Below are 26462 nucleotides of genomic sequence, written 5' to 3'. Positions count from 1 at the left end.
GCTGTCGTGGTGTCTGGGGCGTGGTGGATGCGGGGCCGACCGCTTGGGTCAAGTGCCGGCGAGCTCGGCATCCACCTGTTCGTCGGAGAGGGCCACCACGTCGAGGAGCATCTCGGCGACGCGCGTGACGCGGGGACCGTCGAGGGCGGTGAGCCGCTCGGCGAGACCCGCGATGGTCCGGTGGCCGAAGATGTCGGCGACCGAGAGTCGCGGGGCGTCGAGCCACGTGCGGGACAGCGCCACGAGGCGGGTGGCCTGGACCGAGTCGCCGCCGAGGGAGATGAAATCCTCGGTGACGCCGATCGGCCGGACCGGGAGCACCTCGGAGAAGATGACGACGAGCGCCTCCTCGAGCGGCGTGCGCGGAGCGACGACGGTCGGTTCGCTGTCCGAATTGTCGGTCATGGCGGCCAGGGCCTTGCGGTCGTACTTCCCGTTCGCCGTCAGAGGTAGTGCGTCCAGGACGGTGACCGACCGCGGGATCATGTGCGGTGGAAGCGCTTCGGCGAGTCCGGACAGGATCGCGTCCTCGTCGACCCGCGTTGCGGCGGGGACGACGGCGGCACGCAGGTCACGGCCGTCGGACCAGGCGACCGCGGAGCCGACCTCGTCGAGCCCGAGGAGTCCGGCCTCTACCTCGCCGAGCTCCACCCGGTAACCGCGGACCTTCACCATGTGATCGGCGCGGCCGAGGAAGTCGAGGAAACCGCCCGGCAGGTACCTGGCGAGATCACCTGTCCGGTACCACTGTTCGCCGTCGTGGGAGACGAAACGGTCGGCGGTGCGCTCGGGGTCCCCGCGGTAGCCGTCGGCGACACCGGCGCCGCCGATCCACAACTCGCCGGGGACGAGGTCGGGACGATCGCGGCCGGTCTCGTCGACGACCCGGCAACGGACCCCGCGCAGCGGGACACCGTAGGGGACGAAGGCCATCCCGGCCGGTACGTCGGCCGCCTCGCAGATCGTGGAGTGGATCGCGGTCTCGGTGGTACCGCCCAGGCCGGCGACCCGGCAGTCGGGCAATTGTGCGGCAACACGATCGAGCAGCGAGACGTCGACCTTGTCCCCGCCCATGATGATCGTCCGCATCGACGCGGGCAGCGAACCGATGTCGAGGATCATGCCGAGGATCGACGGGACGCAGTTGAGAACGGTCACCGAGTGTTCGGCGAGAAGGCGGACCCAGTCGTCGACCCTGGTGCGCTCGTCGTCGCCGGGCACCACCACGGCTCCGCCGACCGCCAGGAGGCCGAAGATGTCGAAGACGGAGAGATCGAACTCGAGCGAGGACACCTGGAGGCTGCGGTCGCGGGCGTCGAGCGAATAGCGATCGACCAGGTCGGTGATGGTGGCCACCGCGGCTCGGTGCGGAACCTGGACGCCCTTGGGCAGTCCCGTCGAGCCGGACGTGAACAGGATGTAGGCCAGAGCGTCGCCGGACACGGCGGCGGGCCGGGCCGGCGTCGCGGTGCGCGCGTGCGTCATGTCGATGACGGCAGGCCCGTCGGTGCCCGCCCAGGCGTCGACGTCGGCGGTGAGCACGGCGCGCGGACCGGCGATCGACACGATCCGGTCCCGCCGGGAAGCGGGCTGCGTCGGCGCGATCGGCACGTACGCGGCGCCCACCGAGAGCACGGCGAGTGCAGCCACGACCTGGTCTCCGCCCTTGGGCAGGTTGACGACGACGGTGTCGCCGTTGCGGACACCCGCTGCGGTCAGTGCGCCTGCCACGCGGAGCGCCTCGTCGGTGAGTTCGCCGTGCGTCCAGGTGCGGTCGTCGGTGATGACCGCCGGGTCGGCGGGCCGCTCCGCCGCGCGACCGAAGATCGTGCCGTGCAGGGTGCCGTCGAAGGCGTCGGTGTCCGGGAGGGGATTCTCGACCGAAAGGCGTTGTGCGCGGACTTCATCGGCGACCGGATCGGGCGCCGGGACATCCCACTCGCCGTCGACGAGGAGCCCGAGCAGCCGGACGTAGTAGTCGAACATCGCGCGGGCGGTGGTCTCGTCCAGGTCGGACACCCGGACGTCCCAGTTGAGGAGCAGGCCGCCGGCGATCTCGGTGACCTGCGCGTCGAGCAGCACCTGGGGGCCCTGCGAGACGATCCAGGCGGGATCGCCGAGCACGTCGGTGGCCTGCGTGGAGAACAGGTCGCCGAGTCCGAGTGCGCTGGTGAACACGACCGGTGAGACGACGGATTCGCCTCGCGCGCGACCGAGTTCGCGGAGGACGTCGAGGCCGCTCATCGACCCGTGCGCGGCCGCGTCATGCATAGACGAACGCATCTGACGGGCGCGTTCGGCCAGCGTCGCCGATTCACCGAGGTCGACGTCGACGAGGATCGACGAGGTGAAGTCGCCGACCACGCGTTCGACGTCGGCGTGGATCTGCGGACGGTCGAACAACGGAATCGTCAGCAGGAAGCGCGAGTTCGCGGCATGGGTGCCCACGGCCTCGGCGAACACCGCCGCCACCGCCGCCGCCGGCGTCACTCCTCGACGATGCGCGTGCTCTTCGAGGCGCTTCCATTCGGAGGCGGAGACCGAGTGGTGGAGGCGCACACTGCGCGGCTCGACCTCTCCCCGGGCGGCGCGATCGTCGAGCGGGAGTTCGGGCGGTCCGGGCAGATGAGGGATGCGCTCGCGCCACCATGCGAGGTCTTCGTCGCGGACCTCGCGTGAGGTGCGGTCCGCCGTGATCGTCGCGAACGTGACACCGAGTTCGGGCAGGGTCTCGCCGCGGTACAGACGTGCGAAGTCGTCGACGAGCACGCGGTAGCTCATGGCGTCGGCGGCGATCATGTCGACGTCGAGGTGTACCCGGGTGGAGCCGTCGGGGAGCAGGCTCAGCTCCGCGCGGATGACTGCGCCCTCCTCGACAGGGAGGCTGCGATGCGTTCCGTGTGAACGCTTTTCGTTGAGGATCGCCTCGACCATCTCGGCCGACTGGCTGCGGAGGTCGTGGACGGCGATGGCCTCGGGATGCGCGGGTCCGACGACCTGCGTGCCGTCGGGGAGGACGAGGACCCGCAGCATGGGGTGACGCTGCATCAGCTCGCCCATGGCAGTGGTGAAGCGGTCGGGATCGAGGTCGTGGCCGTCGAATTCGATGTAGAGGTGCGCGGCGACGTTGCCGAAGGCATGGCTGTCGGACCGTCCGATCCAGTACGCGTGCTGCATCGGCGCCAGCGGGAAAGGTGCTGTGGGATCGACGGTTTCCGGCGAGCCGGTGGTCTCCGCGGGTGTCGCGGGACCGCCGAGAAGCATCGTCCAGGCGTTGAGGGTGGGTTGGGCGGCGAGGCGGGCGAAGTCGATGTCGATGCCGCGTTTGCGCCAGGTGCCGGCCAATCGCATCATCCGCAGGGAGTCGAGTCCCTGGGCGATGAGGTCCTGGTCGGGGTCGAGTGACTCCGGGGCCACGCCGAGGGCGGTGGCGACTTCACCGCGGATGTCCGGCACCGCGGGGCCCGGGGGTGTGGCCGCGGCGGCGGTCTCCGGGCCCGGTGCGGCGCCGGCGGTGATCATCTCGGTCCAGGCGTTGAGGGTGGGTTGGGCGGCGAGGCGGGCGAAGTCGATGTCGATGCCGCGTTTGCGCCAGGTGCCGGCCAATCGCATCATCCGCAGGGAGTCGAGTCCCTGGGCGATGAGGTCCTGGTCGGGGTCGAGTGACTCCGGGGCCACGCCGAGGGCGGTCGCGACCTCGGCTCGGATGTCGGCTGAACTGGCGCGGTCCGTGATGCGGGATGTCATCTCAGAATTCGTGGCCATCAGCCGATTGCCTCTCGCGGTTCGGGAACATCTGTTACGCAGGTGAACAAGTCAATTTAGGGTAGGTTATACTAACTACTCGCTCGACCCAATGCCCGAGCCCGCGTGATCGACCTGGTCGAGGCCCGTCACTCGGGGCGCCGCGCTTCGGGGCAAACTTAGGTAAGCCTAAGTTATTGCCTGCCATCTCACCAGATGATCTGAATCACGCCGCAACGAGCATCGGTCCGCCTCTTGTGCGTTACAGAGATTAGGCTAACCTACCCAAGGGCGGCGAGGTCAATCCGGCCGCCGCGACCCTTGCGGTCCGCGCGCTCCGGCGCAGTGGACGCCATTCGACAGATGAACGACACAGCCGACGCCGCGGTCGGTGGGAACGGGGAATGAGTATGTCGCAGAGCAGCGTGGTCCTGGAGGAAACCGGTTCGACCAATACCCTCGCAGCCACCGTCCGAGAGGCGATGACGGCCGGGGACACGACGCTGTCTGTGCTGGACTCCGACACCGGCGAATGGGTGACCACTCCCTGGCGTGAGGTCCACGCACGCGCCGAGCAGATCGCTGTGCAGCTCCTCGCGGACAGCAAGCTCCATGAGCCGCTGGCCGTCGGGCTCATCGGCGATCCCACCGTCGACCTGATCGCCGCGGTCCAGGGCGCCTGGCTCGCCGGCGTGCCGGTGAGCATCCTCCCCGGACCCATCCGCGGCGCAGACGAGGACCGATGGGCTGAGACCACCTACTCGCGGTTCGTCTCGATCGGCGTGGGCACGGTCCTGGGAAGCGGCTCCCAGCTCGATCTGCTCGCCAAGGTCGACGGTCAGTTGCAGATCGCCCGGGTCTCCGAGTTCGGTCTCACCGCCGACACCTGCGACTTCGTCGCCCGCAACGTCAACACCAACACCGTCGCGGTCCTGCAGGGCACCGCCGGATCGACCGGTGACCCCAAGACCGCGGTGCTCTCGGCGTCGGCCGTCTACTCCAATGCGATCGAGCTCGTCAGCCGACTGGGCCTGCATCGCACCCGCGACACCGGATTCAGCTGGCTGCCGCTCTACCACGACATGGGACTGATGTTCCTCCTCGCCGGTATGACGTCGGGCATCTCGACCTACATCGTGCCGAACACCGCGTTCGCGGCGGCGCCGTTCAAATGGATGCAGTGGCTGACCGAGACCAAGACAACCGTCACCGCGGCCCCGAACTTCGCCTACGACATCCTCGGCCGCTACGGAAAGCTCCTGCGCGACATCGACCTGTCGAATCTCCGCGTCGCGATCAGCGGCGGCGAGCCCATCGACGCCGACGCCTTCGACAAGTTCCTCGATGCGACCGAGCCGTTCGGATTCAGCCGGTCGGCAGCGGCACCCGCCTACGGCATGGCCGAGTCGGCGTGCGCGGTCACCATGCCCGCCGTCGGCGAGGGTGCACACTACGACGAGGTCACCGTGACCCCGCCCGGCGGCGGCGAGCCCATCCGACGCCGCTACGCGATCCTCGGAAAACCGCTGGGCGGTATGCAGGTTCGGATAGTCGAACCGAATGTTGACGTTCCCACCATCGACGGTCGTTCCGTGGGCCATGTGGAGATCCGTGGCGCCTCGATGATGCGCGGCTATCTCGGCGGCGCCGATCTCGGTGCGGGGGAATGGTTCTCCACAGGTGACCTCGGTTACCTGATCGACGACCGGCTGGTCATCTGTGGACGGGCCAAAGAGGTCATCATCGTCGCCGGGCGCAACCTGTTCCCGATCGAGATCGAGCGCGCGGCGGCCGAGGTCGCCGGCGTGCGGCGTGGTGGCGTGGTGGCGATGGCCCGTGGCGAGGGGTCGTCGCGCCCGGGTCTGGTGATCCTCGCCGAGTACAAGGGGTCGGACCCGGAAAAGGCGCGCGCAGAGGTCATCTCGGAGGTGGCGTCGGCGTGCGGGATCATGCCCGCCGACGTGATCTTCGTCGCGCCGGACTCGGTTCCGCGCACCACTTCGGGCAAGATCCGCCGCCTCGAGACCCGGCAGATGATCGAGGACGGGGCGTTCGAAACGGCCGGGCAGCAGTGAGTCAGGTGGCGACCAGGGGTCGCGGCTGGCAGGGCGCGGTCCTCAAGCTGCTCGGCGGCGACGACTTCGAGCTCACCGTGACCGGCACCGAGGCTGTCACCGATCACTATGTGCGCCTGACGTTCACCGGCGGCGGTCTCCTCGCGAAGCGGGCACTGCACCCCACGATGTGGATCCGGATGTGGTTCGACGACGCGGGCAAACTCCACCAACGGGGTTACACCCTGGTCGACGCCGACCCTGCCGCCGACACCTTCGGCATCGAGTTCGCGATCCACGACGGAATCGCGGCACGCTGGGCGCAGGAGGCGAGGGTCGGTGACACGATCAACGCCACCGTGATGGGCTCGAAGTTCGCGATGCCCGGCGACGCGCGAGGCTGGATCATCGCCGGTGACGCCGCCTCGCTGCCGGCGATCAACTCACTGCTCGACGCCATCGAGGCGTCGGACAACCCGTCGACACCGGCGACCATCTGGCTCGAATACCAGCACGAGAGCGACAAGTCGTTGCCGCTCCGTGTGCGCGCCCACGACACCGTGCACTGGATCGCCCGCGAGCGCGACGGTGCCGCACTCGTCGACGCCGTGCGCGCTGCGGCCTTCGATGCTGCGGACCACTTCGGTTGGGTGGCACTGGACTCGGTCGGTACCCGCGCGGTCGCGAAGGCGCTGAAGGACGAGTACGGCATTCCCAAGAAGTCGGTGAAGGCGCAGGCCTACTGGATTCCGGGCAAGTCCTTCGCCTGAGCTGCCACGGAAACCGCCCCTGGAATGCACCCTCCAGGGGCCGACCGATGACACCATGGCGACGCCGCTATACAGGGCTGTCTTCAGGGGCGGTTAACCGCAGAGCGGTTCAGGCCTCGCGAAACTAGCCGAGGTCGAACACCACCGGGGCATGATCGCTGGCGCCCTTGCGTTTCCGGGCCTCGCGGTCGACCTGCGCGCCCATGACGCGCGTGTCGAGAGCCGGTGAGCAGAACGCGTAGTCGATGCGCATTCCCTCGTTGCGGGGGAAACGGAGCTGCGTGTAGTCCCAGAACGTGTAGCCCGGGGCGTACGGGAGGGCGGAGTCGACCAGACCGCCGTCCAGGAAGCGCTGCACTGCAGCACGTTCCGGCTGCGTGACGTGAGTGCGTCCCTCGAAGTACCCGCGATCCCAGACGTCGTCGTCGGTCTGCGCGACGTTCCAGTCGCCGGCCAGCATCATCTCGCTCGCCGGGTCGTGTGCCAGACGCAGCGCGATGTGGTCGCCGAGGGCGTCGAGCCAACGGAGTTTGTACTCGTAGTGCGGGTCGTCGGGTGTCCGCCCGTTGGGTACATAGAGACTCCATACGCGAATTCCCGCGCACACCGCGGAGATCGCGCGGGCTTCACGGATCGGCTGGCCGTCGACCGGATAGGTGGGCACCCCGTCGAACGAGATCTCCACGGCGTCCAGTCCGACCCGCGACGCGATCGCCACACCGTTGTAGGCGCCCTGCCCGACATGAGCGACGTCGTACCCGGAGGCCAGGAAGCTCATCAGCGGGAACGCGTCGTCGTGACACTTGGTCTCCTGCATGGCGAGGACGTCGATGTCGGACTGGTCCATCCATTCGACGACCGACTCCGAGCGTGCGCGGATGGAGTTGACGTTCCACGTGGCGATCCGCATTCAGTGCTCCCCGAGATCGGCGACCGGCACACCGGCGGCGGTCCAGCGGGCCAGTACCGCCGAGGCGCGTGAGCGGGACGTCGACAGGATCAGCGCGAAAGTCCGTCCGGCATCGCGGTAGTGATCGCGGTAGAAGCCGATCGAGTCGGCGAACCAGGTGAAGGTGGCGTCGTCCTCGTCGAGCAGTCGGTGAGCGTGGGTGATGTGGGTGACGATGACCGTCGGAGTGCGGCCGTCGGCGTCCGGGGTGTCGAGGTCGCGCATGCAGTCGTCGAACGCATCGCGATTGCGGCCGAAGTGATCCGGGAAGTCCCACACACGGGCGAAGGTGGTGTAGAGGGTACCGGTCGTGGTCGCCGCGGTGCCGCTGATCGTGCGCAGGCGGGTGTCCGGACCGAGGTCGGGCAGATCCGGTGAGAGCGTGAGTCCGACTGCCGGACCCTCGTTTCCGGCGCCGTCGAGGAACCGCGCCAGAGAGTCGGAGCTGCGGGAATCGTCGTGCTGGGTCATGACGGTCCTCGAATCAGGATGAACGAGCGGTAGTGATCTGCGGTGTACCAGGCGGTTCCGTCGCTTCCGGTGACGATCCGCTCGGCATCCCGGCTGCGGCCGGGCTCCTTCGGGTTGACGTCCCATTCCCGGTAGGTGATGCGACGTCCGTTCGCATCCGCGGCGGGGAGAAGACGTTCGTTGTTACGGAAGGCGATCCCGCCCTTCGTCCCCGGTGCCCGGGCGGCCTCCGGCCATTCGCCGGCATCGATCAGGGCGAGCGTACGCGTGACTCGCGCGGGGACGGTCGCGGTCGCGGCTGCCGTACTCTTGGAGGCTGTTGTCTTGCGGGCCGACGACCGGGGAGTGGTCGTCTCGGCGGCCGACGTCCGTTCGGTCGAACTCGCCGACGACACGATGCCGGCGGCGGAGGACTCGTCGGCTCCGGAATCGCTGCCGCTGTTGATGAACCAGGTCACCGCGAAGACCACGGCGATGAGGGCGAACGCAGCAGCGGTGATCGCGGCCTGACGGCGGCGTTGTGCGACGGTCGGCGTCGAGCGTGAACGGCTTGGCATCAGTGTTCGCGGAGAGCGGGGTCAGGAGAGGGGACGTCGGGCGTGATGTACCGGTAGGTGTGGTGCAGCCCGAAGCCGAGTCGTCGGTACCAGGCGCCGGCGACTCGGTTGGTGGTCTCGACCTGCAGGTAGGCGGCGTCGGCGCCGTGATCGGCGCCCCACGCCACCAATGCGGCGAGGACCCGCGTCGACAACCCTGATCGGCGTCGTTCCGGGTCGGTCCACAACGCCGACAGTCCCAACCATTTGCGGCCGTCGGGTGATTCGGTGACGACGCCGCGGCCGATCGCGGTGACCGCCGAGGACTCGGCGTCGACGATCGCGGCGAAGATCGGTGGCCCGTCTCCCGCGGTCACCACTTGTCGCGCCGCGTCGGTGTCCCCACCGGATCGGTGACCGGTGTAGGCGGCGAGCCAGTCGGCATCGGGTTCATCGGCGAGACGGACAGCGTCCGAACCGAACTCGCCGAGGCGGCCGGTCAGGACGGTCACGTCGCAGGTGAGCATCTGAACCTCGACGTCCTCGACGCCGCCGACGACGGAGGCCTTCAGCAACCGCTCCGGTAGCGCGAGGAGGGGCCGCAGGTCCCGGTCGGCGTACCACTGTGCGATGCGCCCGAGCGTCGTCGCATCGGGGTGGGCCGACATGTCCAGGGGGATGGCCGAATTCGCGCGGCGGCTGAATCCGTGCCCGGCGCGGACGAACCATCCGGCGATCCACGCCGTCTCGACACCGGGCCATGATCGCGCGGCGACGCCCTCAAGGGCGCGGATCTCCTTGTTGCGCACCGGTTTGGCCGAGAGCAGCTTCACCGAGGTGATGGCGGCAGCCGGGATCGACACCACCTCGCCGTCGCGTTCGAGACGGACCGGGTCGGCGTCGTCGATCAGGAAGCCGGTGACATCGGACTGCGCCGCATCGGGATTGCCCCGCCAGTCCGCGGGCGTCGACTCACCGAGCAGATAGCGCACGACGACGCGGTCGCCGATCACGGCGCCCGATCGGGGCGTGTGCTGCTGGGCCACTTCGTCCGGGCCGGCCTGGTCAGGGGCGGTCAGTCGTCGTCATCATCGTCGTCGTGACCGAACGGGTCGGCGACGGCGCCCGGCAGCCAGGTCAGTCCGGGGACTCCCCACTTGTTGCGCTTGATGGCCTTCTTCGCGGCCCGCGCGTTACGCCCGACGAGCACGTCGACGTAGAGGAAGCCGTCGAGATGGCCCACCTCGTGCTGCAGCATCCGGGCGAAGAAGCCGTTGCCCTCGATCACGACCTCGGCGCCGGTCCGGTCGACGCCGGTGACGCGCGCCCAGTCGGCGCGGCCGGTCGGGAACTGCTCACCCGGCACCGAAAGGCAACCCTCGTCGTTGTCGTCGGGATCGGGCATGGTCTCCGGGATCTCGGAGGTCTCCAGGACCGGGTTGATCACCTCGCCGCGTCGACGGGTTGCCGTTCGGTCGCCGTCCGGGCAGTCGTAGACGAACATGCGGGACCCGACGCCGACCTGGTTGGCCGCCAGCCCCACGCCGTGGGCGGCGTCCATGGTCTCGTACATGTTGTCGAGGAGGGTGATGACCTCTTGCGACGGACGGCCGTCCGCGTCGAGTGGGACCGGGGAGGTGGGCTGGTGCAGCACCGGCTCGCCCACGATGCAGATCGGGAGAATCGCCATGTCGATCACCCTAGCGCTGCTCAGGGCGCCGGAACGACGCCGGGTACGGCGTCGCGGACGGCGTCGCCCGCTGCGCCGGGGATGCCCGGGAACAGGGTCGACTGCCAGTCGAAGCTGTCGACGGGCTCGGTGACGACCCGTCCCGTGCAACCGCCGCGCAGTGACGTCACCACGCGGGAGATGATCGTCGGGTCGCGCATCTCGATGGCGTGGTCGAAACCGGTGTTGGCCAGAGGGACAGGGGAGTAGGCGCGGCACTGCGGCGTTCCGTCGAGCCGGCCGTCGGTCCACTCGCCGTCGCTCTGGACTACCGAGTAGCGGGTCGGCCCGGGGGCGTCGGGTCCGGCGTTGAGGCGTTTGACGGCGTCGGCGTACATGCAGGTGTCGTAGCCGCCGTCGCGGGGCTGCGAGCATCCACCGGGAGAGCCGTACTGGGCGGTGCCGATCGCCACGTACTCGCCGACCACGCCGGCGCCGCCGAGGAACTTCAGATAGTGACGCGCACCGAGGCCGCCGGCGCTGTGCGCGACGATGTCGACCGATTCGGCGTCGGCCGTGAGCGGATCGATGACGCCTTTGATCAACCGGGCGTCGGCCGCCACGTCCCGGCCACCTGCGTGGGCGAAGACGACACGGTGCCCGGCGGACCGGATCGCGTCAGCGAGCGGGCGGAACGTCTCCTCGTTCTGCCCCTCGTCGGCGTAGAGCTGCTGGCCCGGAACGATCACGACGACCCGGTCTCCCGGGTCGGCCGGGGCGGCCGACGAGGGAGCGGCGAACGTGCCGATCCCGATTGCGGCGACACCGAGGCCGCCGAGCAACGCGGTCACGCCGCGTGAGAGACCTGAGAACATCCGATTCCCCCCGGATCGACGGATTGTGGTGAGGTGAGGCTAACAGCGGGAGTTCATCCGTGGTCGCGACCGACCGTGCGTCGTGGCGAGTCACAGCACCATCGGACAGCCTGACCGTGGTTAGATTGTCTGCGAACCACACTGTTGTGATTCGTCGCCGTGTCCGAGATGTCCGATTCGCATTTCTGGATCACTTCGCCGGATCGGTGCACGTCAGCGACGGTGTGAGGGTCATCAGATGTTTTCGGTGAGGGAGTGAGATGGACGGCGCAGCTGCGCGTAGCCAGAACGAAGGCGATCAACCCACCCCCGACAACGGAGTCCAGCTCGACCCGCACGAGGTCGGTGCGGACGGTCTGTCGCGCCGGGAGCACGACATCCTGGCCTTCGAACGGCAGTGGTGGAAGTACGCCGGCGCCAAAGAAGAAGCCATCAAGGAACTGTTCGGTCTGTCGGCGACCCGGTACTACCAGGTACTCAACGCGCTGGTCGACCGGCCGGAGGCCCTGGCCGCGGATCCCATGCTCGTCAAGCGACTCCGCCGTCTCCGCGCGTCGCGCCAGAAGGCCCGCGCCGCGCGTCGTCTCGGCTTCGAGATCACCTGAGACGCTGACCCCGGTCAGCCACCCGAGGTGCGTTAAGGTCGTCGGTGATGAATGCAGACCGTGAGCCCAATCGCCTGCCGCTGCGCGCGGGGGCGATGATGCTCTTCGCAGTGGCCGTCGTCTTCATCGGGCTCGGCTGGCATTCCGCGGCGACCTCGGGAAGCGAACCCCAGGCGACCGAGACGACCGCGACCGCCACCTCGACGCCCGCGTCCACCCCGTCGTCGACCTCTGCGTCGGCGACGTCGAAGCGGGTGTGCGTGATCAACGCCGGCCAGGTGTCCGGGCTCGCCTCGGACGTGTCCGACCTGCTGAAGCAGAAGGGCTACACGATGGCCCAGCCCGGCAACTACACCGCGGGCGGCTTCAGCGAGAACACGATCTTCTACGACACGGACTCGGACAAGGCTCAGGCCGACGAGCTCGCGAAGACGCTGGGCGGGACGGTCTCCGTCGAGGAGCGTCCCAGCTCGTTCACCCGATGCAAGGGCGGGATCCCGGTGATCGTGGTGACCGCGGTCAGTGGATCGTGACACACACGGCCGGACTATCGTCGAAGTATTCACACAATTCAACAGCGCGCCGGTAGACGTCGCGCATCCTTGGGCCGACGCCCAGTGAACCGCCCCCAGCCGGGCGAAGCCCCGGTGACAGTTATCCAGAGCCGGGCGCAGCCCCGGTGACAGTTATCAAGGAGTGACATGTCCGGACGTTCGAAACTCACCGCGTCGCGCGCCCTCGCCGCGCTGGCTTCCGCGGGACTGATCGGGGTTGCCCTGGCCGGTTGTAGCCCCGACCAGAACCCCACGGATGTACCCGGCACGACGCCGCCGGTGATCTCCGACAAGCCGCTTCCCCCGGGAGCGGTGGACAACGTCGACGACGAGCCCTCCGGACAGGTCGCGACCGCCGAGATCAAGGACACCTCCGGCAAGGTCGTCGGCGAGGCCACCTTCTCGGCGCCCGGCCAGAGCGAAGGCACGGTCACGGTCAGCGTGCGCGTCACCAGCGGCGACCTGCCGGCCGGCTTCCACGGCATGCACATCCACGAGAACGGGGTCTGCGACGCCGGTTCCGGTGGGGCACAGGCGTTCACCTCGGCCGGCGGGCACCTGCAGGTCGACGGCAACACCAGCCACCCCGCAAGCGGTGACCTGGTGTCGATCAACATCCTCGAAGACCACACCGGGCGTACCGTGACGACCACCGACGCGGTGAAGCTGGATCAGGTCTTCGGCAAGACCATCATGATCCACGAGAAGCCCGACAACTTCGGCAACATCCCGGCCGACAAGTATCCGGGCGGACCGAAGGAAGACACGCTGAAGACCGGTGACGCCGGCTCGCGCATCGCGTGCGGCGTCATCGAAGAGCAGAGCTAGGCGCCGCGATCCGGCACCGGCCGCGGCCGCCCATGTCACCGATCGAGTTCGACGGGTCGCCGACCCCCACATTGGGGGTCGAATGGGAATTCGCTCTGACCGACAAGGTCACCGGCGATCTGTCGAACTCGGCGGCGGCGCTCTTCGCCGCGGTCGGTGAGCACCACCCCGACCGCGAGGGGAAGATCCACAAGGAACTGCTCCGCAACACCGTCGAACTCGTGACCGGCATCTGCCGTACCACCGGTGAGGCGATCGCGGATCTGACCGACACCCTCGGCGTCGTGCGGGTCCTCACCGAGGAGCTCGGCGTCGACCTGTACGGCGCGGGCACGCATCCGTTCGCCCAGTACTCGACGCAGCTGCTCACCGAGGGGCACCGGTACGCCGAGCTCATCGAGCGCACGCAGTGGTGGGGTCGGCAGATGCTGATCTGGGGCGTCCATGTGCACGTCGGCATCAGCCACCGCGACAAGGTGCTGCCGATCATCGACGCCCTGCTGAACTACTACCCCCATCTGCTGTCTCTCTCGTCGTCGTCGCCGATGTGGGCGGGCCAGGACACCGGCTACGCCAGCAACCGCGCGATGATGTTCCAGCAGCTCCCGACCGCGGGGCTGCCGTTCCAGTTCGAGACGTGGGATCAGTTCGAGGGCTTCGTCGCCGACCAGATGACCACCGGGATCATCGACCATCTCAACGAGATCCGCTGGGACATCCGCCCGTCACCGCATCTCGGCACCATCGAGGTGCGGGTCTGCGACGGCATGACCAATCTCGGCGAGCTCTCGGCGATCGTCGCCCTGATCCATTGCCTCGTCGTCGATCTCGACCGCAGGTTCTCCGCAGGGGAGACCCTGCCGACGATGGCTCCCTGGTTGGTCCAGGAGAACAAGTGGCGCGCAGCGCGTTACGGTCTCGAGGCGATCGTCATCCTCGACGCCGACTGCGCCGAGAGGCTCGTCACCGAGGACCTCCACGATCTGCTCGAACGGCTCCAGCCGATCGCCCGTGACCTCGGTTGCGTCGACGAACTCGCCGGGATCGCGAGCATCATCGACAAGGGCGCCAGCTATCAGCGTCAGCGTGCGGTCTACCGCGACACCCACTCGATGCGCGACGTCGTCGCGTCGGTGGTCGCCGAGCTGGACTGACCCTTCGATACGCCCCTCCGCGAGCTCCGGGGCTACTCAGGGAGCGGAGTGATACGCCCCTCCGCGAGCTCCGGGGCTACTCAGGGAGCGGAGTGATACGCCCTTCTGCGAGCTCCGGGGCTACTCAGGGAGCGGAGTGATACGCCCCTCCGCGAGCTCCGGGGCTACTCAGGGCTCCTATGTCCAGCGGCGGTCGGCCTTGCTGGTTGAGCCGGTAGCGAGCGGAGCGAGCCACCGCGTCGAAACCTCGTGCCTCTGCTGCTTTAGCCGGTCGGCGGGGTGTGGTGACGGGTGGGTTTCGACGCGACGCCTCGCTTCGCTCGGTGTCGGCTCAACCGGCGTGGGGACGCTTCGCTTCGCTCGGTGTCGGCTCAACCGGCGTGGGGACGCTTCGGTTCGCTCGGTGTCGGCTCAACCGGCGTGGGGACGCTTCGGTTCGCTCGGTGTCGGCTCAACCGGCAGTGGGGCCTACTCGGGGAGCAGGGTCTAATCCCGGTCGGGTGACTCCATGTCCCGCTCCTCCATGAGGCCGTCCCGGGCGCGCTGTTCCTGATAGGCGAGGCGTCCGATCCGGTGGGCGACGACCGGTGCCGTGATCAGTGCGAAGAGCCCGGCCAGGATGAGCATCCCGGCGTCGACGTTGTCGCCGAGGCGGACCACCGCACCGATCAGGATCAGCAGCAGGCCGAAGGTCTGCGGCTTGGTGGCGGCGTGCATCCGGCTCAGCGTGTCCGGGAACCGCACCAGACCGATGGCCGCGGTGACCGCCATGAGGCAGCCGAGGAGGATCAGCGTCCCGCTGATGATGTCGACGATCATGTCTGGTCATCCCGGACTCGGAATCGTGCGATCGCGACCGATCCCACGAAGCTCAGCAGCGACAGCGCCACGATGGCCGGCACGACCGTCGAGTCGAGGCTGTACGCCGCCCACACGCCGAGACCGCACATGCACAGCGCGATGAGGACGTCGAGCGAGACCAGACGGTCCAGCGTCGACGGTCCGCGCAGGATGGCGATCGTCGTCAGGACCGCGGCGAGCAGGAGCATCGCCGCCGCGATCGTCCACACGACGCTCATTTCTCACCTCGATCCGAGTGCGACGCCGGCGGCGTCGTGGTCGGTATGTCCGCCGACTGCGCGCCGTCGACCGGTTGGATGGGCCGCACGTGATGGAAGTCCTCGTCGATGCCGTGGTACGGGCTGGGATGCCACTCGCTGTCACGCTCGAAGGCCTTGATGAACATGCGCTCGACGTAGGCGACCTGGTCGTAGAACGCCCGCACCTTCTTCTCCGACCGGACGTCGAAGACGTGGACGTACAGCATGCGTCGGCGATGGTCGATCTCGAGCACCATCGTCCCGGGCACGAGATTGAGGTAGTCGACGGCGAGGGTGAGGACCATGTCGGACTTGATCGCGACCCGGACGCGCACGACCGCACCGAGCGGCGGCCGGCCGGGCCGGATGGCCATCCACCCGATCTGCAGGCTCGACTTGAAGAAGTCGAAGACCAGCCGGAAGAGCAATTGGGCCACCGAGAGCGGGTGGATACGGCCCTCGACCGGCACGCGGGGCAGCGGCAGCAGGGTGAGCACAGCGATCGCCAGGACCACCCCGCCGATGACATTGGCCCAGGAAACGGTGCCCCACAGCAACACCCACACGAAGGCCAGCCAGGCGATGGTCCACAGCCGGACCCCGACCTCGCGGCCGTCGCCGCCGAGCCACGCGGGCAGACGTATGTGGTTGCGCAGCCATACCAGGGCGCTGACGAAGTGCCAGAAGATGAACAGCAGCGAGACCCGCCAGGTGTTGATCACCAGCGACAGCACCGGTCCCTTGGTGGAGACCACGGGGGCGCGCCGCTTCGGCGTCCCGGCTCGTTCATGGTCGTGACCGGTCTGCTTGCCGGTGGGTTGTTCTGCGGTCATCGTGATTCACCTCCGCCCAGGACGGCCTCGACGTACACGCCGCGTTGGACGACGTCGGTCGCGGCGCTGTCGGTGAAGTCGAAGATCGGGCCGGCCCACAATGTCAGCACCAGGCCGGCGACGACCATCGCGAACGTCGGGAGGACCATCATGGCCGGCATGCGCCCGACGTCCTCGCGCTCGGAGAAGGCGCCGTCGTCACGCTCGTCGATGAGCGCGGACGGTCCCTGGTCGGCCAGTTCACCCTCGGGCGCGTCGGCGCGGGGCCGCCAGAAGCCCTTGGTCCAGATGCGGGCGACCACATACAGGGTGAGGAGGCTGGTGACCACCGAACCGGCCACCAGAATCCAGGCGAGCACCGAGCCGTTCTGGACGCCGGCCTCGAGGAGCGCGACCTTGCCGATGAACCCGGAGAAGGGCGGGATGCCGCCGAGGTTGAGCGCCGGGACCAGGAACAGGACCGCGAGAACGGGGCTGGCGATCAGGCCGCCGAGGCGTCGCAGCGAGGCCGATCCGGCCTGACGTTCGATGAGGCCGACGACGAGGAACAGCGTCGTCTGCACGAGGATGTGGTGGGCCACGTAGTAGATCGCCGCCGACATGCCCAGTTCCGATGACAGGGCGACGCCGAAGACCATGTAGCCGATGTGGCTGACCAGCGTGAACGACAGCAGACGTTTGATGTCGGACTGCGCGATCGCACCGAAGATGCCCACGATCATCGTCAGCAGACCCGCGACCATCAGCACCGTGTCCATCGACCCGCCGGGGAACAGCAGCGTGTGAGCGCGGACGATCGCGTAGACACCGACCTTGGTGAGCAGGCCGGCGAACACCGCGGTGACCGGTGCCGGTGCGGTGGGGTAGGAGTCGGGTAGCCAGGTGGACAGCGGGAACACCGCCGCCTTGATGCCGAAGGCCACGAGCAGCACGGCGTAGAGGGCATTGCGGGTGCCGCTGGAGACGTCGTCGAGGCGGACCGCCATCTCCGCCAGGTTGAGCGTGCCCGTCGTCGCGTAGGCGAAGGCGATGCCGGCGAGGAAGATCAGCGACGACACCATCGACACCATCACGTACGACGCACCGGCGCGGACGCGCTCTTCGCTGGCCCCGAGCGTCAGCAACACGAAGCTCGCGGTCAGCAGCACCTCGAACGAGACGTAGAGGTTGAACAGGTCGCCGGCGAGGAAGGCATTGCAGACACCGGCGGTGAGGATGAGATAGGTCGGCAGGAAGATCGACGTCGGCTGCTGGGCCGTGCCGTCGCGGATACCCTGACCGATCGCGTACACGACGACGCACAACAGCACGATCGTCGACACGACGAGCATCAGGGCGGCGAGCTGGTCGACGACGAGCGTGATGCCCAGCGGTCCGTTGGGATAGCCCTTGTCGCCCCATCCGCCGATCGCGACGGCGAAGGTGCCGTGGCGGTCGGTCAGGTAGAGCAGCAGGCACGACGCGATGAAGGCCACCGCGATCGCCCCGATGGCGACCACGCGCTGGAACCGGGGGCTGCGGCCGAGGAGGAGCGACAGTGCGGCGGCGACCAGGGGGACCAGCGTCGGCAGGGTGATCAGGATCGGAATCCAGGACGGCTGCGGTGTCATCGGTCACCCCCTTCGGAGTCGTCTGTCTTCTGCGGTTCGCCGGAACTCCCGATGACGTTCGGTTCGTCGGAGTCGTCCTCGGGGATCTTGTCGCCGACGACATCGGGATCGTCGTCGGTGTCATCCCCGATCTCGTCGACGACGTCGGAGTCGGTCGGCATGATGTCGGTCTCGTGGAGCTCGGTGTGCCGCTCGGCGGCCTCCTCCGGCGTGAGGGGGTTGCCCGCGTCGTCGAAGTAGTCGCCGGTCACCGTGTCGGACAGCGTCACCGGGTCGTCGCTGCGGTCGCGGTCCGGTGCGGTGTCGAGCGTGCCGGTCTTGATCTTGACGTCCTCGACGTCGTCCTCGAGGTCGTCGTCGTCGCGGTTGATCACGAACAATCGGTAGACCAGCGCGAGCACGAATGCCGCGACGCCCATGGTGATGACGATCGCGGTCAGGACCATTCCCTGGGCGAGCGGGTCCGCGTCGGCGGCACGGTTCTCCGACGACCGCCCCAGGATCGGCGGATTACCCATGCCGCCGGAGACCACGATGATCATCAGGTTGAGCGCGTTGCCGCACAGGAGCAGGCCGAACAGCATCCGGACCAGGCTGCGTTCCATCAGCAGGTACACACCGCAGGCGGCCATGATCCCGACGACCAGGAGCAAGGGGAGATTGGTGCTCATCGGGCCACCTGTCCCTTCCCGGTCGGTACGTTCTCGGCTGACGGTTCGTCGGACTCGGCCGGAACCGTCTCGGAACCGGCGCGGGTGGCACCGGTCTGGGTTCGGACCGGGGTGCGTGCCATCGTCGTCTCGACGTCGAGACGTGCTCCCAGGCTGCGCAGTACGTCGAGCACCAGACCGATCACGATGAGATAGATGCCGAGGTCGAAGAACAGTGCGGTGACCAGCTTGATCTCGCCGAGGACCGGGACGGTGATCTCGAAGACCGCCGACGACAGTGCCGGGGCCCCGAAGAACATCGAAGTGACCGCGGTGGTCGCGGAGATCGCCAGACCCGCGCCGAGGATGCGACCCGGTTCGATGGGCAGGGCCTCACCGAGCTCGTAGCGTCCGCCCGCCAGGTAGCGCAGGACCAGCGCGAGGCCCATGGTCAGGCCGCCGGCGAATCCGCCGCCCGGCGAGTTGTGCCCGGCGTAGAAGAAGTAGATCGACAGGACCACCATCGTCGGGAACAGCAGTCGGGTGGTGGCCTCGAGGACCATCGATCGGTGTCGCGGATCGCGCAGACCCGAGCCGAGCAGCCAGGTCGTGCGGTCCGGTGGGATCTGATCGTCGTCGTCATCGGAGTCGTCGCTGATGCCCGCCTGCAGCCGGATGGCGTCGGCGACGCGCGGCGCCGCACCGAAGCGGCGGTTGCGGAACACCATCGAGGCGACGCCGGTCGCGGCAGCGATGAGCACCGACACCTCGCCGAGGGTGTCCCACGCGCGGATGTCGACCAGGAGCACGTTCACCGCGTTCGCGCCGTGACCGAACTTGTAGGCGGCCTCGGCGAGGTCGACGTGCAGCGGTTCGGTCGACCGTGCGGACGCGGCGTACAGGCCGATGACCACGAGCATGGCGCCGAAGGCGAGGCCGATCAGCGCGCGCAGGGGCTTGAAGCCGGTGGCGTGCCGCTTCTCCGGTTCGGCGGGCAGCTTGCGCAGCACGAGCACGAAGATGACCAGCGTCAGCGTCTCCACCAGGAACTGGGTGAGAGCGAGGTCGGGGGCGCCGTAGAGCGCGAACAGCATGCCGCAGCCGTAGCCGGTGATGCCGACGAGCAGCGTCGCCGCGAGACGGTTGCGCAGGAAGACCGCGGCGAGCGCCGACGCGATCATGATGCCGCCGACCACGAACTGGACGGCGGTGGCGCTGTACTGGATCTGCAGCTGGTCGCGTGCACCCAGGAACAGGACGATCGTCGGCAGCAGGATGGCCGTGCACAGGATGACGCCCTGGGTGACGGGCAGAGATCCGCGCTGGGTGTTGCGGGTCAGCAGCAACGAGATGGTGTCTGCCGAACGCAGCGTCGCGTCGTAGATGCGGTCGGCGTTGAGCAGCGGCCGGAAGCCGAAGACCCGGTCGCGGATCTTGCGGATGCCGAGGAAGGCGATCACACCGCCGACGACCACGATGATCGAGAAGATCACCGGGAGTCCGAACCCGTGCCACAGGGCGAGGTGTTCGATCTTGTGGCCGTAGCTGTTCAGCGTCTCGGCGTAGGGCTCGAAGAGATCGCCGATCGGCCCGCTGACGAATCCGGCGACGACGCCGGCGATCGCGAGGACGACCGGTGAGAAGTAGAAGGGCCATGCGGGAGCGTGCATCTTCGCCACGGCCGGGCTCGGGGTGTGCCGGACCTTGCGCCCGAACGCGCCCCACAGGAAGCGGAGCGTGTACGCGCAGGTGATGATCGAGCCCACGAGCAGCACGATGTCGACGGTGTGGGCCTGCCAGGAGCTGAGCGCGCCGGTGTCCCACACCGACGCGAAGGCGGTCTCCTTGCCGATGAAGCCGAACGTGAACGGGATGCCGGCCATGCTCGCGCCGGCCAGTGCTGCGGTGATGGCGAGCACGGGTAGCCGGTGGCCGAGCCGCGCCAGCTTCCGGATGTCACGGGTACCCGTCGCGTGGTCGATGATGCCGACGACCATGAACAGCGACGCCTTGAACATGGCGTGGGCGACGAGCATGGCGAGGCCGGCCATGGCCACGTTCGCGTCGCCGATGCCGACGAGTACCGCCATGAATCCCAACTGGGAGACGGTGCCGAAGGCGAGGATGAGCTTGAGGTCGAGTTCGCGCAGCGACCGCCAGCCGCCGAGGACCATCGTCAACGCGCCCAGCCCGACGACGGCGACCTGCCAGCTGACGGTGACCGAGAAGCCCGGGGCCAGGCGCGCGATCAGGTAGATGCCGGCCTTGACCATCGCCGCGGCATGCAGGTAGGCGCTCACCGGAGTCGGGGCGGCCATGGCGCCCGGGAGCCAGAAGTGGAACGGGACGATGGCCGATTTGCTCAACGCGCCGATCAGCAGAAGGACGATCGCGATGTCGACGTAGAGGCCGGTCGGCGGTGCCGAGATGATCTCCGAGAGCAGGTAGGTCCCGGACCGTTCGCCCAGCATGATGATGCCGACGAGCATGGCCAGACCGCCGAAGGTGGTGACCAGCAGCGCCTGGGTGGCCGAGCGTCGGGCCGTCGCGCGGACGTTGTAGAAGCCGACGAGCATGAACGACAGGACGGTCGTGAGCTCCCAGAACACGTAGAGCACGAGCATGTTGTCGGAGATGACCAGACCGAACATGGCGCCGGCGAAGGCCACCATCTCGCCGCCGAACAGCGCGACGCGCGGGCGGGCGTCGTCGAAGTAGTGGGCGCAGTAGCAGAGCACGAGGGCGCCGACGCCCAGGATCAGCACCGACAGGATCGCCGCGAGGGTGTCGAAGCGGGTGACGATGTCCATCTGCAACGATGGGACCCAGCTCACCGTCTCCACGACGGCGCGGTCGGCTTCCGGCGCGGGCCAATGCGAGACGACCCAGATGAGGGCGCCGAGTGGGGCGAGCGCGAGGATGTAGAAACCCCGCGTACCGATCCAATGGATGACTGCGGGCGCGATCAGTGCGCACACTGCCAACGCAGCCAACACAGAAATCAAAAGGGCACTCCGTCTTTCTCCCGGCGGGGTGTCACGAGCGATTGCCCGCGGGAACTACTTTACCGTTGCCCGTATGTTCCGGTTCGACTGGCTCTGGCGTCTTCTTGTGGTAGCGGCTTCGATCGTGGTGGTCGGCGGGGTGCTGGCCGGTTGCGGCGACGAGGAACAGGCCGGTCCGGACGGTGTCCCGTTGCCGTCCGATTTTCCCGTTTCGCAGGTGCCGTTGATCGACGGACACGTGCTCTCGGCGGGTGGCACCCGCGCCGACGGCTGGGAGGTCACCGTCCAGGGTCCGGCGAACGGCGGCAATCAACTCGAGGCGGCGACGGAGAAACTGACCGGGGCCGGCTACACCGAATCACATCGGTCGACCGAGGGCGGACAGTCGGTGGTCGTGTTGTCCGCCGCCAAGGGCGGATCGACCTATTGGGTCCAGATCGGTGCCTCCCCGCAGGCCGCCGGTGGCGGGTCGTCGGTGTTCTACCTGGTCAACGCCGAATAACTGGTCGAATCGGCCCCCGCTCCGGCGGGGACTTTTTTCGTGCCCGGAGCTGCGATACAAATGACAGAAGATGTCAGGTGTTGACCTAACGCCATTCGGTTATTACTCTCCTTTGTGACCCGGTTCACAGCGCTGCGCTTTGGTGCCGGCTGCCATGTTCGGCACCGGGCGCACAACCAAGATCGAGGAGCTGTTCCATGACGACGACCGAACAGGTGACCGACCCCCTGGAGACCATCGCCGACCGAGACAAGGTGTTCATCGGTGGCCGCTGGGTGGAGTCGAGCGGAGACGAGTGGATCGACGTGGTCGACTCGTGGTCCGAGCGCACCGCGGCCCGTGTCCGCGCCGCCACCGCCGACGACGTGGCCCGTGCCGTGGACGTCGCGCGTGCGGCGTTCGACAAGGGCGACTGGGCGCGCAAGTCGCCCGCCGAACGCGCCGACGTGATCGACGCGATCGCGGACCGTCTCGAGGCTCGTATCCCCGAACTGACCACACTCGGCATCGTCGAGGTCGGGGTCACCACCCCGGTCAGCGCCATGACCCAGCAGATGATCCTCGGCCTGTACCGCGCCGTTGCCGCGGAGGCGCGCAAGGTGAACGTCGTCGAGGAGCGTCCGCGCGCCGACGGCGGCGTCTCCCGCATCGTCAAGGAGCCGACCGGCGTCGTCGCCGCGATCATCCCGTGGAACGGCCCCATCGGCAGCATCGCCTTCAAGGTGATCCCGGCGCTGGCCGCCGGCTGCTCGGTCGTCCTCAAGACCTCGCCGGAGGCGCCGCTGTCGCCGTCGGTGTTCGCCGACGTGGTCGCCGAACTCGTCGACGAGGGCAAGATCCCCGAAGGTGTCCTCAGCGTGCTCGTCGCCGACCGTGAGGTCTCCGAGTCGCTCGTGCTCAACCCGAAGGTCGACCACATCACCTTCACCGGCAGCACCTCGGTCGGCAAGCGGATCATGAGCCTGGCGGCCGACCGTGTCGCCAAGGTCTCGCTCGAGCTGGGCGGCAAGTCGGCGGCGATCATCCTCGACGACGCGGACCTGAACACGGTGATGGCCAACCTGCCGATGGCCGGTTGCATGCAGTCCGGTCAGGCGTGTGTCGCACTGACCCGCGTCCTCGTCTCGCGGGAGCGCCACGATGAGATCGTCGGTGCGTACAAGGCGGCGCTGGACATGATCCCGATCGGAAACCCTTGGGAGCAGACGAATTTCCTCGGTCCGCTGACCTCGGCACGTCATCGTGACCGCGTCGAGGGCTACATCGAGAAGGCCAAGGCCGAAGGCGGCGAGGTGGTCTACGGCGGCGGCCGCGTCGGGGATCAGGGCTTCTTCGTGCAGCCCACGATCATCGACAACGTCCGCAACGACATGACGATCGCCCAGGAAGAGGTGTTCGGTCCGGTCATCTCGATCATCACCTACGAGGACGAGGACGACGCGGTGGCCATCGCGAACGACTCCGTCTACGGCCTGTCCGGCGCGATCTTCACGGCCGATGTGGAGCGCGGATTCGAACTCGCGCAACGCATCCGGACCGGGACGGTGAACGTGAACACCTCGGTACTCGACTTCACGCTGCCGTTCGGTGGCTACAAGCAGTCCGGTGTGGGCCGCGAGGGCGGTGCCGAGGGTCTCGAGGAGTTCTTCGAGATCAAGACCGTGCACCTGCCGGCGCCCCAGCCGTCCTGACGCGGGGAGCCGTCCCCATCCGCACCTGCACGACGGACAACTGAAACGACGCCGCTGTGGCGATCCTCCACGGATCGCCACAGCGGCGTGCGACCGAAACAAACGACCAGGCGTGACGCTGTCACGCCTGGTCGTCGTCGTCGAGAACGGTTGTGCAGCAACATGAGAAGAAATCTCCGAGCTGCTGACAAATATCACTTGACGTCTCATGTTCAACGCTTTACGGTGGGTCGTGAAGGTGGCGGTCATCACATCGGCTCACCCGTCACGATGCGGATCACCTCGTTTCACGGCGTCAGTCAGCCTGCCCCTGATGTCCCGGGCGTCCCCGGCAACTCCGGCAGGCATTCGCCACTCACCCCAGAGCAAGGATCGAAGATGAAACTCGAAGGCAAAGTCGCACTGATCACCGGAGCGGGCTCGGGTCTCGGCCGCCAGTCGTCGCAGCTGTTCACGGCGGAGGGTGCCAAGGTCGCGGTCGTCGACATCGACGGCGACCGTGCCGAGCAGACGGTGAAGCTCGTCGAACAGCAGGGTGGCGAGGCGATCGCCATCACCGCCGACGTCGCCAAGAAGGACGAGATCACCGCCGCGGTCGACCAGACGGTCGCCGAGTTCGGCAAGCTCGACATCGCCTGGGCCAACGCAGGAGTCGTCTCGCGCGGCGGTGTGCCCACCGTTGCCGGCGGCGAGCAGGTCAACTTCGAGGACCTGACCGAGGAGGACTGGAACAATGTCCTCGGCGTCAACCTCACCGGTGTCATCTACACCGCCCAGGCCGCGGTTCCCCACCTCAAGAGCAACTGCGGCGGCACCATCATCGCCACCTCGTCGGCGGCCTCGTTCCTGGCCTACCACCAGATCGCGCTGTACTCGGCCACCAAGGCCGGCGTCAACGGCCTGGTGCGCGGCCTGAGCCTGGATCTCGGTCCCTTCGGTATCCGGGTCAACGGCATCGCGCCGACTCACGGCATGTCGCCGAACTTCCTGATGCCCGCCGGTTCGCCGGTCGTCGGTCAGTCCTACGAAGAGGTCGCCGGCCCGTGGGATCCCTTCGTCTCGCCGATCCCGCTCAAGCTGAACCGTCCGCCGTCACTGGTCGACAACGCCAAGATCGCGCTGTTCCTGGCCTCGGATGACTCGGCCTACATGTCCGGACAGGTCATCGCCTCCGGCGACGGTGGAACGCTGTCGCGCGTCGGCATGTGGTTCCCCGAGGACCTCGACCAGAAGAACCCGAACGCCTGACCATGTCCTCACCGCAGCCCACCACACTCACTGTGGATCGCGTGGCGTGCGCCGGACACGGACTCTGCTACGGGGTCGCCCCTGATCTGATCGACGCCGACGATCAGGGCGACCCCGTGGTCCCGGAGCGCACTCTCACGCCGGACGAGGCGGCTCAGGCGAGCGAGGCGGTGTCGATGTGTCCCGAGCGGGCGCTGGCACTGCTCAACACCAACTCCACGACCACAAAGGATCAGTAATGACAACAGCGGAACGATCCCGCGAGGACGTCACCGTCGACTTCGACGTGTACGACCCGTCCATCGCAGCCCCGATCGATCGATTCCAGGAGTACGCGGCAGAACTTGCCGCGAAGGGACCGGTCGTCTACTCGACCGCCCACGGCGGACACTGGATCGTCACCTCCTACAACGAGATCCACGAGGTCCTGCGCGACGCGGAGACCTTCTCCAGCTACCCCAACAACCTGGTGACGAACGAGGCCTTCGGCAAGTTCATCCCGATCGAGCTCGATCCGCCGGAGCACACCGGCTACCGCAAGGCGCTGCAGCCGCTGTTCGGTCCGGCCCGGATGAAGAAGCTCTCCGACGACATCCGCAACGTCGTCAACGACCTGCTCGACGGATTCGCGAAGAAGGGTGAGGCCGAGTACATCTCGGAGTTCGCTCATGAGCTCCCGGCCCGCATCTTCCTGGCGCTCATGGACTGGCCGGTCGAGGACGCTCCGCTGTTCACCGAGGCCACCGACGTCGTGCTGTTCGGTAAGCCCGGTGGGACCGAACAGGAATCGCTGGAGGCGCGCGCGATCGCCGGCATGCAGATGCTCGGCTACTTCCAGAAGATGGTCGACGAGCGTCGCGCCACGCCGGGGGACGACGTCACCTCGCAGCTCATCCACACCGAGGTCGAGCTCGAGGACGGTCTGCGACTGCTGACCGACGAAGAGCTGAACCGGATGTTCTTCCTGCTGCTCATCGCCGGCCTGCACACCGTGCAGGGTTCGCTGGCCTGGGCGATCGTCCACCTGGTGAACAATCCCGAGCAGCGGCAGCAGATCATCGATGACCCGGAGCTGATGATCCCGACCGCGGTCGAGGAGATCCTGCGCATCGAGGCCGCCGTGGTGCCCGGGCGTCGTGCGACCCGTGACGTCGAACTGGGCGGGATGAAGATCTCCGAGGGTGAGCAGCTGATCCTGATGCTCTGCGCGGCCAACCGCGATCACGAGGAGTTCGACGACCCGGACGCGCTCGACATCGCCCGCAAGCCGAACCGCCACCTGTCGTTCGGCGGCGGCGCGCATCGTTGCCTGGGTTCGCATCTGGCGCGTATCGAGCTCACGATCGCGCTCGAGGAGATCCTGCGCCGCATCCCCGATTTCCAGCTCGTGGAATCGGATCCGCCGGTGTTCCACTCCAGTCAGGTGCGCGGCTGCGTCCGCATGCCGATCCGGTTCACCCCGGAGTCCTGACCGGCCCCGGCGTGCCCTGATCACCGGTGTGGTGGGTTGTGTTCCCGCCCGCCACACCGGTCCAGGGGTGTCGCACCATTGCTCCGTAAAACTTACTGCTGTAGGTTTAATGCAGTGCCTGTCCCAGTCCGGACGGGTGCGTC

The 26462-nt window shown here is 67.8% G+C and carries 24 protein-coding genes; 11 read left to right on the top strand and 13 right to left on the bottom strand.

Going from position 1 to position 26462, the window contains the following annotated elements; translation table 11 throughout:
- Nucleotides 1-48: 48 nt before the first annotated feature.
- Complete coding sequence (locus tag BLU62_RS20750) at nucleotides 49-3765, bottom strand: non-ribosomal peptide synthetase (protein ID WP_074851876.1); 3717 nt, start codon at nucleotides 3763-3765, stop codon at nucleotides 49-51.
- 389 nt (nucleotides 3766-4154) lie between these two features.
- Here BLU62_RS20750 and mbtM point away from each other — a divergent pair, with 389 nt between their 5' ends.
- Nucleotides 4155-5819: a long-chain-fatty acid--ACP ligase MbtM gene (gene mbtM / locus BLU62_RS20745; RefSeq protein WP_074853055.1), complete on the top strand. Its 1665-nt coding sequence runs from the start codon at nucleotides 4155-4157 to the stop codon at nucleotides 5817-5819.
- A complete protein-coding gene (locus BLU62_RS20740) occupies nucleotides 5816-6568 on the top strand; it encodes a siderophore-interacting protein (protein ID WP_074851875.1) in 753 nt (250 codons plus the stop codon). Before mbtM ends, BLU62_RS20740 begins: the two co-directional genes overlap by 4 nt.
- 124 nt (nucleotides 6569-6692) lie before the next feature.
- On the opposite strand, the gene BLU62_RS20735 is transcribed toward BLU62_RS20740, so the two are convergent.
- From BLU62_RS20735 to BLU62_RS20710, 6 genes are read right to left on the bottom strand one after another with little or no spacing between them, the layout of a single operon-like run.
- Nucleotides 6693-7478 carry an exodeoxyribonuclease III gene (locus BLU62_RS20735; protein WP_074851874.1) on the bottom strand — a complete coding sequence of 262 codons (786 nt, stop codon included), beginning with the start codon at nucleotides 7476-7478 and terminating at the stop codon, nucleotides 6693-6695.
- The gene (locus BLU62_RS20730) at nucleotides 7479-7988 is read right to left on the bottom strand and encodes a barstar family protein (RefSeq protein ID WP_074851873.1); all 510 of its coding nucleotides are present in this window, start codon (nucleotides 7986-7988) and stop codon (nucleotides 7479-7481) included.
- Complete coding sequence (locus tag BLU62_RS20725; protein ID WP_074851872.1) at nucleotides 7985-8545, bottom strand: guanyl-specific ribonuclease; 561 nt, start codon at nucleotides 8543-8545, stop codon at nucleotides 7985-7987. The genes BLU62_RS20730 and BLU62_RS20725 overlap by 4 nt, the downstream gene beginning before the upstream one ends.
- Entirely contained in the window at nucleotides 8545-9570 is a 1026-nt protein-coding gene (locus tag BLU62_RS20720; RefSeq protein ID WP_074851871.1) for an N-acetylglutamate synthase, CG3035 family, read from the bottom strand. The genes BLU62_RS20725 and BLU62_RS20720 overlap by 1 nt, the downstream gene beginning before the upstream one ends.
- Before the next feature lie 29 nt (nucleotides 9571-9599).
- Nucleotides 9600-10214 carry a peptide deformylase gene (locus BLU62_RS20715; RefSeq protein ID WP_074853054.1) on the bottom strand — a complete coding sequence of 205 codons (615 nt, stop codon included), beginning with the start codon at nucleotides 10212-10214 and terminating at the stop codon, nucleotides 9600-9602.
- A 20-nt stretch (nucleotides 10215-10234) separates the two neighbouring features.
- The gene (locus BLU62_RS20710; RefSeq protein WP_099047872.1) at nucleotides 10235-11068 is read right to left on the bottom strand and encodes a lipase family alpha/beta hydrolase; all 834 of its coding nucleotides are present in this window, start codon (nucleotides 11066-11068) and stop codon (nucleotides 10235-10237) included.
- 260 nt (nucleotides 11069-11328) lie between these two features.
- Here BLU62_RS20710 and BLU62_RS20705 point away from each other — a divergent pair, with 260 nt between their 5' ends.
- From BLU62_RS20705 to BLU62_RS20690, 4 genes are all read left to right on the top strand, one after another.
- Nucleotides 11329-11673: a nucleoid-associated protein NapA gene (locus tag BLU62_RS20705; RefSeq protein WP_074851870.1), complete on the top strand. Its 345-nt coding sequence runs from the start codon at nucleotides 11329-11331 to the stop codon at nucleotides 11671-11673.
- 47 nt (nucleotides 11674-11720) lie between these two features.
- On the top strand, nucleotides 11721-12206 hold the full coding sequence (locus tag BLU62_RS20700; protein ID WP_074851869.1) for a LytR C-terminal domain-containing protein: 486 nt from the start codon (nucleotides 11721-11723) through the stop codon (nucleotides 12204-12206).
- 168 nt (nucleotides 12207-12374) lie between these two features.
- Complete coding sequence (locus tag BLU62_RS20695) at nucleotides 12375-13055, top strand: superoxide dismutase family protein (RefSeq protein ID WP_074851868.1); 681 nt, start codon at nucleotides 12375-12377, stop codon at nucleotides 13053-13055.
- 32 nt (nucleotides 13056-13087) lie between these two features.
- The gene (locus tag BLU62_RS20690; protein WP_074851867.1) at nucleotides 13088-14209 is read left to right on the top strand and encodes a glutamate--cysteine ligase; all 1122 of its coding nucleotides are present in this window, start codon (nucleotides 13088-13090) and stop codon (nucleotides 14207-14209) included.
- Nucleotides 14210-14695: 486 nt separating this feature from the next.
- Here the strand turns inward: BLU62_RS20690 and mnhG are convergent, their stop codons facing one another.
- Genes mnhG through BLU62_RS20660 form a run of 6 tightly spaced genes read right to left on the bottom strand, consistent with a single transcriptional unit; the run spans nucleotide 14696 to nucleotide 21407 of the window.
- Nucleotides 14696-15028: a monovalent cation/H(+) antiporter subunit G gene (gene mnhG, locus BLU62_RS20685; protein WP_074851866.1), complete on the bottom strand. Its 333-nt coding sequence runs from the start codon at nucleotides 15026-15028 to the stop codon at nucleotides 14696-14698.
- The gene (locus tag BLU62_RS20680; protein WP_074851865.1) at nucleotides 15025-15288 is read right to left on the bottom strand and encodes a monovalent cation/H+ antiporter complex subunit F; all 264 of its coding nucleotides are present in this window, start codon (nucleotides 15286-15288) and stop codon (nucleotides 15025-15027) included. Before BLU62_RS20680 ends, mnhG begins: the two co-directional genes overlap by 4 nt.
- Nucleotides 15285-16142: a Na+/H+ antiporter subunit E gene (locus BLU62_RS20675; RefSeq protein ID WP_074851864.1), complete on the bottom strand. Its 858-nt coding sequence runs from the start codon at nucleotides 16140-16142 to the stop codon at nucleotides 15285-15287. Before BLU62_RS20675 ends, BLU62_RS20680 begins: the two co-directional genes overlap by 4 nt.
- On the bottom strand, nucleotides 16139-17752 hold the full coding sequence (locus BLU62_RS20670) for a Na+/H+ antiporter subunit D (protein WP_074851863.1): 1614 nt from the start codon (nucleotides 17750-17752) through the stop codon (nucleotides 16139-16141). Before BLU62_RS20670 ends, BLU62_RS20675 begins: the two co-directional genes overlap by 4 nt.
- Nucleotides 17749-18423 carry a Na(+)/H(+) antiporter subunit C gene (locus tag BLU62_RS20665; RefSeq protein WP_074851862.1) on the bottom strand — a complete coding sequence of 225 codons (675 nt, stop codon included), beginning with the start codon at nucleotides 18421-18423 and terminating at the stop codon, nucleotides 17749-17751. The genes BLU62_RS20670 and BLU62_RS20665 overlap by 4 nt, the downstream gene beginning before the upstream one ends.
- The gene (locus BLU62_RS20660) at nucleotides 18420-21407 is read right to left on the bottom strand and encodes a Na+/H+ antiporter subunit A (protein WP_074851861.1); all 2988 of its coding nucleotides are present in this window, start codon (nucleotides 21405-21407) and stop codon (nucleotides 18420-18422) included. The genes BLU62_RS20665 and BLU62_RS20660 overlap by 4 nt, the downstream gene beginning before the upstream one ends.
- A gap of 73 nt (nucleotides 21408-21480) precedes the next feature.
- On the opposite strand from BLU62_RS20660, the gene BLU62_RS20655 reads away from it, so the two are divergent.
- The 5 genes from BLU62_RS20655 (at nucleotide 21481) to BLU62_RS20635 (ending at nucleotide 26319) form a co-directional block, all read left to right on the top strand.
- Entirely contained in the window at nucleotides 21481-21909 is a 429-nt protein-coding gene (locus BLU62_RS20655; RefSeq protein WP_074851860.1) for a hypothetical protein, read from the top strand.
- Nucleotides 21910-22106: 197 nt separating this feature from the next.
- Nucleotides 22107-23600, top strand: coding sequence for an aldehyde dehydrogenase (locus BLU62_RS20650; RefSeq protein WP_074851859.1), 1494 nt, complete (start codon nucleotides 22107-22109; stop codon nucleotides 23598-23600).
- A gap of 378 nt (nucleotides 23601-23978) precedes the next feature.
- On the top strand, nucleotides 23979-24848 hold the full coding sequence (locus tag BLU62_RS20645) for an SDR family NAD(P)-dependent oxidoreductase (protein WP_074851858.1): 870 nt from the start codon (nucleotides 23979-23981) through the stop codon (nucleotides 24846-24848).
- Between the two features lie 2 nt (nucleotides 24849-24850).
- On the top strand, nucleotides 24851-25087 hold the full coding sequence (locus BLU62_RS20640) for a ferredoxin (RefSeq protein ID WP_099047871.1): 237 nt from the start codon (nucleotides 24851-24853) through the stop codon (nucleotides 25085-25087).
- Nucleotides 25087-26319 (top strand): cytochrome P450, encoded by a 1233-nt coding sequence (locus BLU62_RS20635; protein ID WP_074851857.1) that lies wholly within the window; start codon nucleotides 25087-25089, stop codon nucleotides 26317-26319. Before BLU62_RS20640 ends, BLU62_RS20635 begins: the two co-directional genes overlap by 1 nt.
- The last annotated feature ends 143 nt before the right edge of the window (nucleotides 26320-26462 follow it).

This window comes from Gordonia westfalica (assembly GCF_900105725.1).
In the GTDB taxonomy this organism is placed as follows: domain Bacteria; phylum Actinomycetota; class Actinomycetes; order Mycobacteriales; family Mycobacteriaceae; genus Gordonia; species Gordonia westfalica.
Note: the sequence above shows the minus strand (reverse complement) of the source record. Positions and strands in the feature narration are given on the sequence as shown.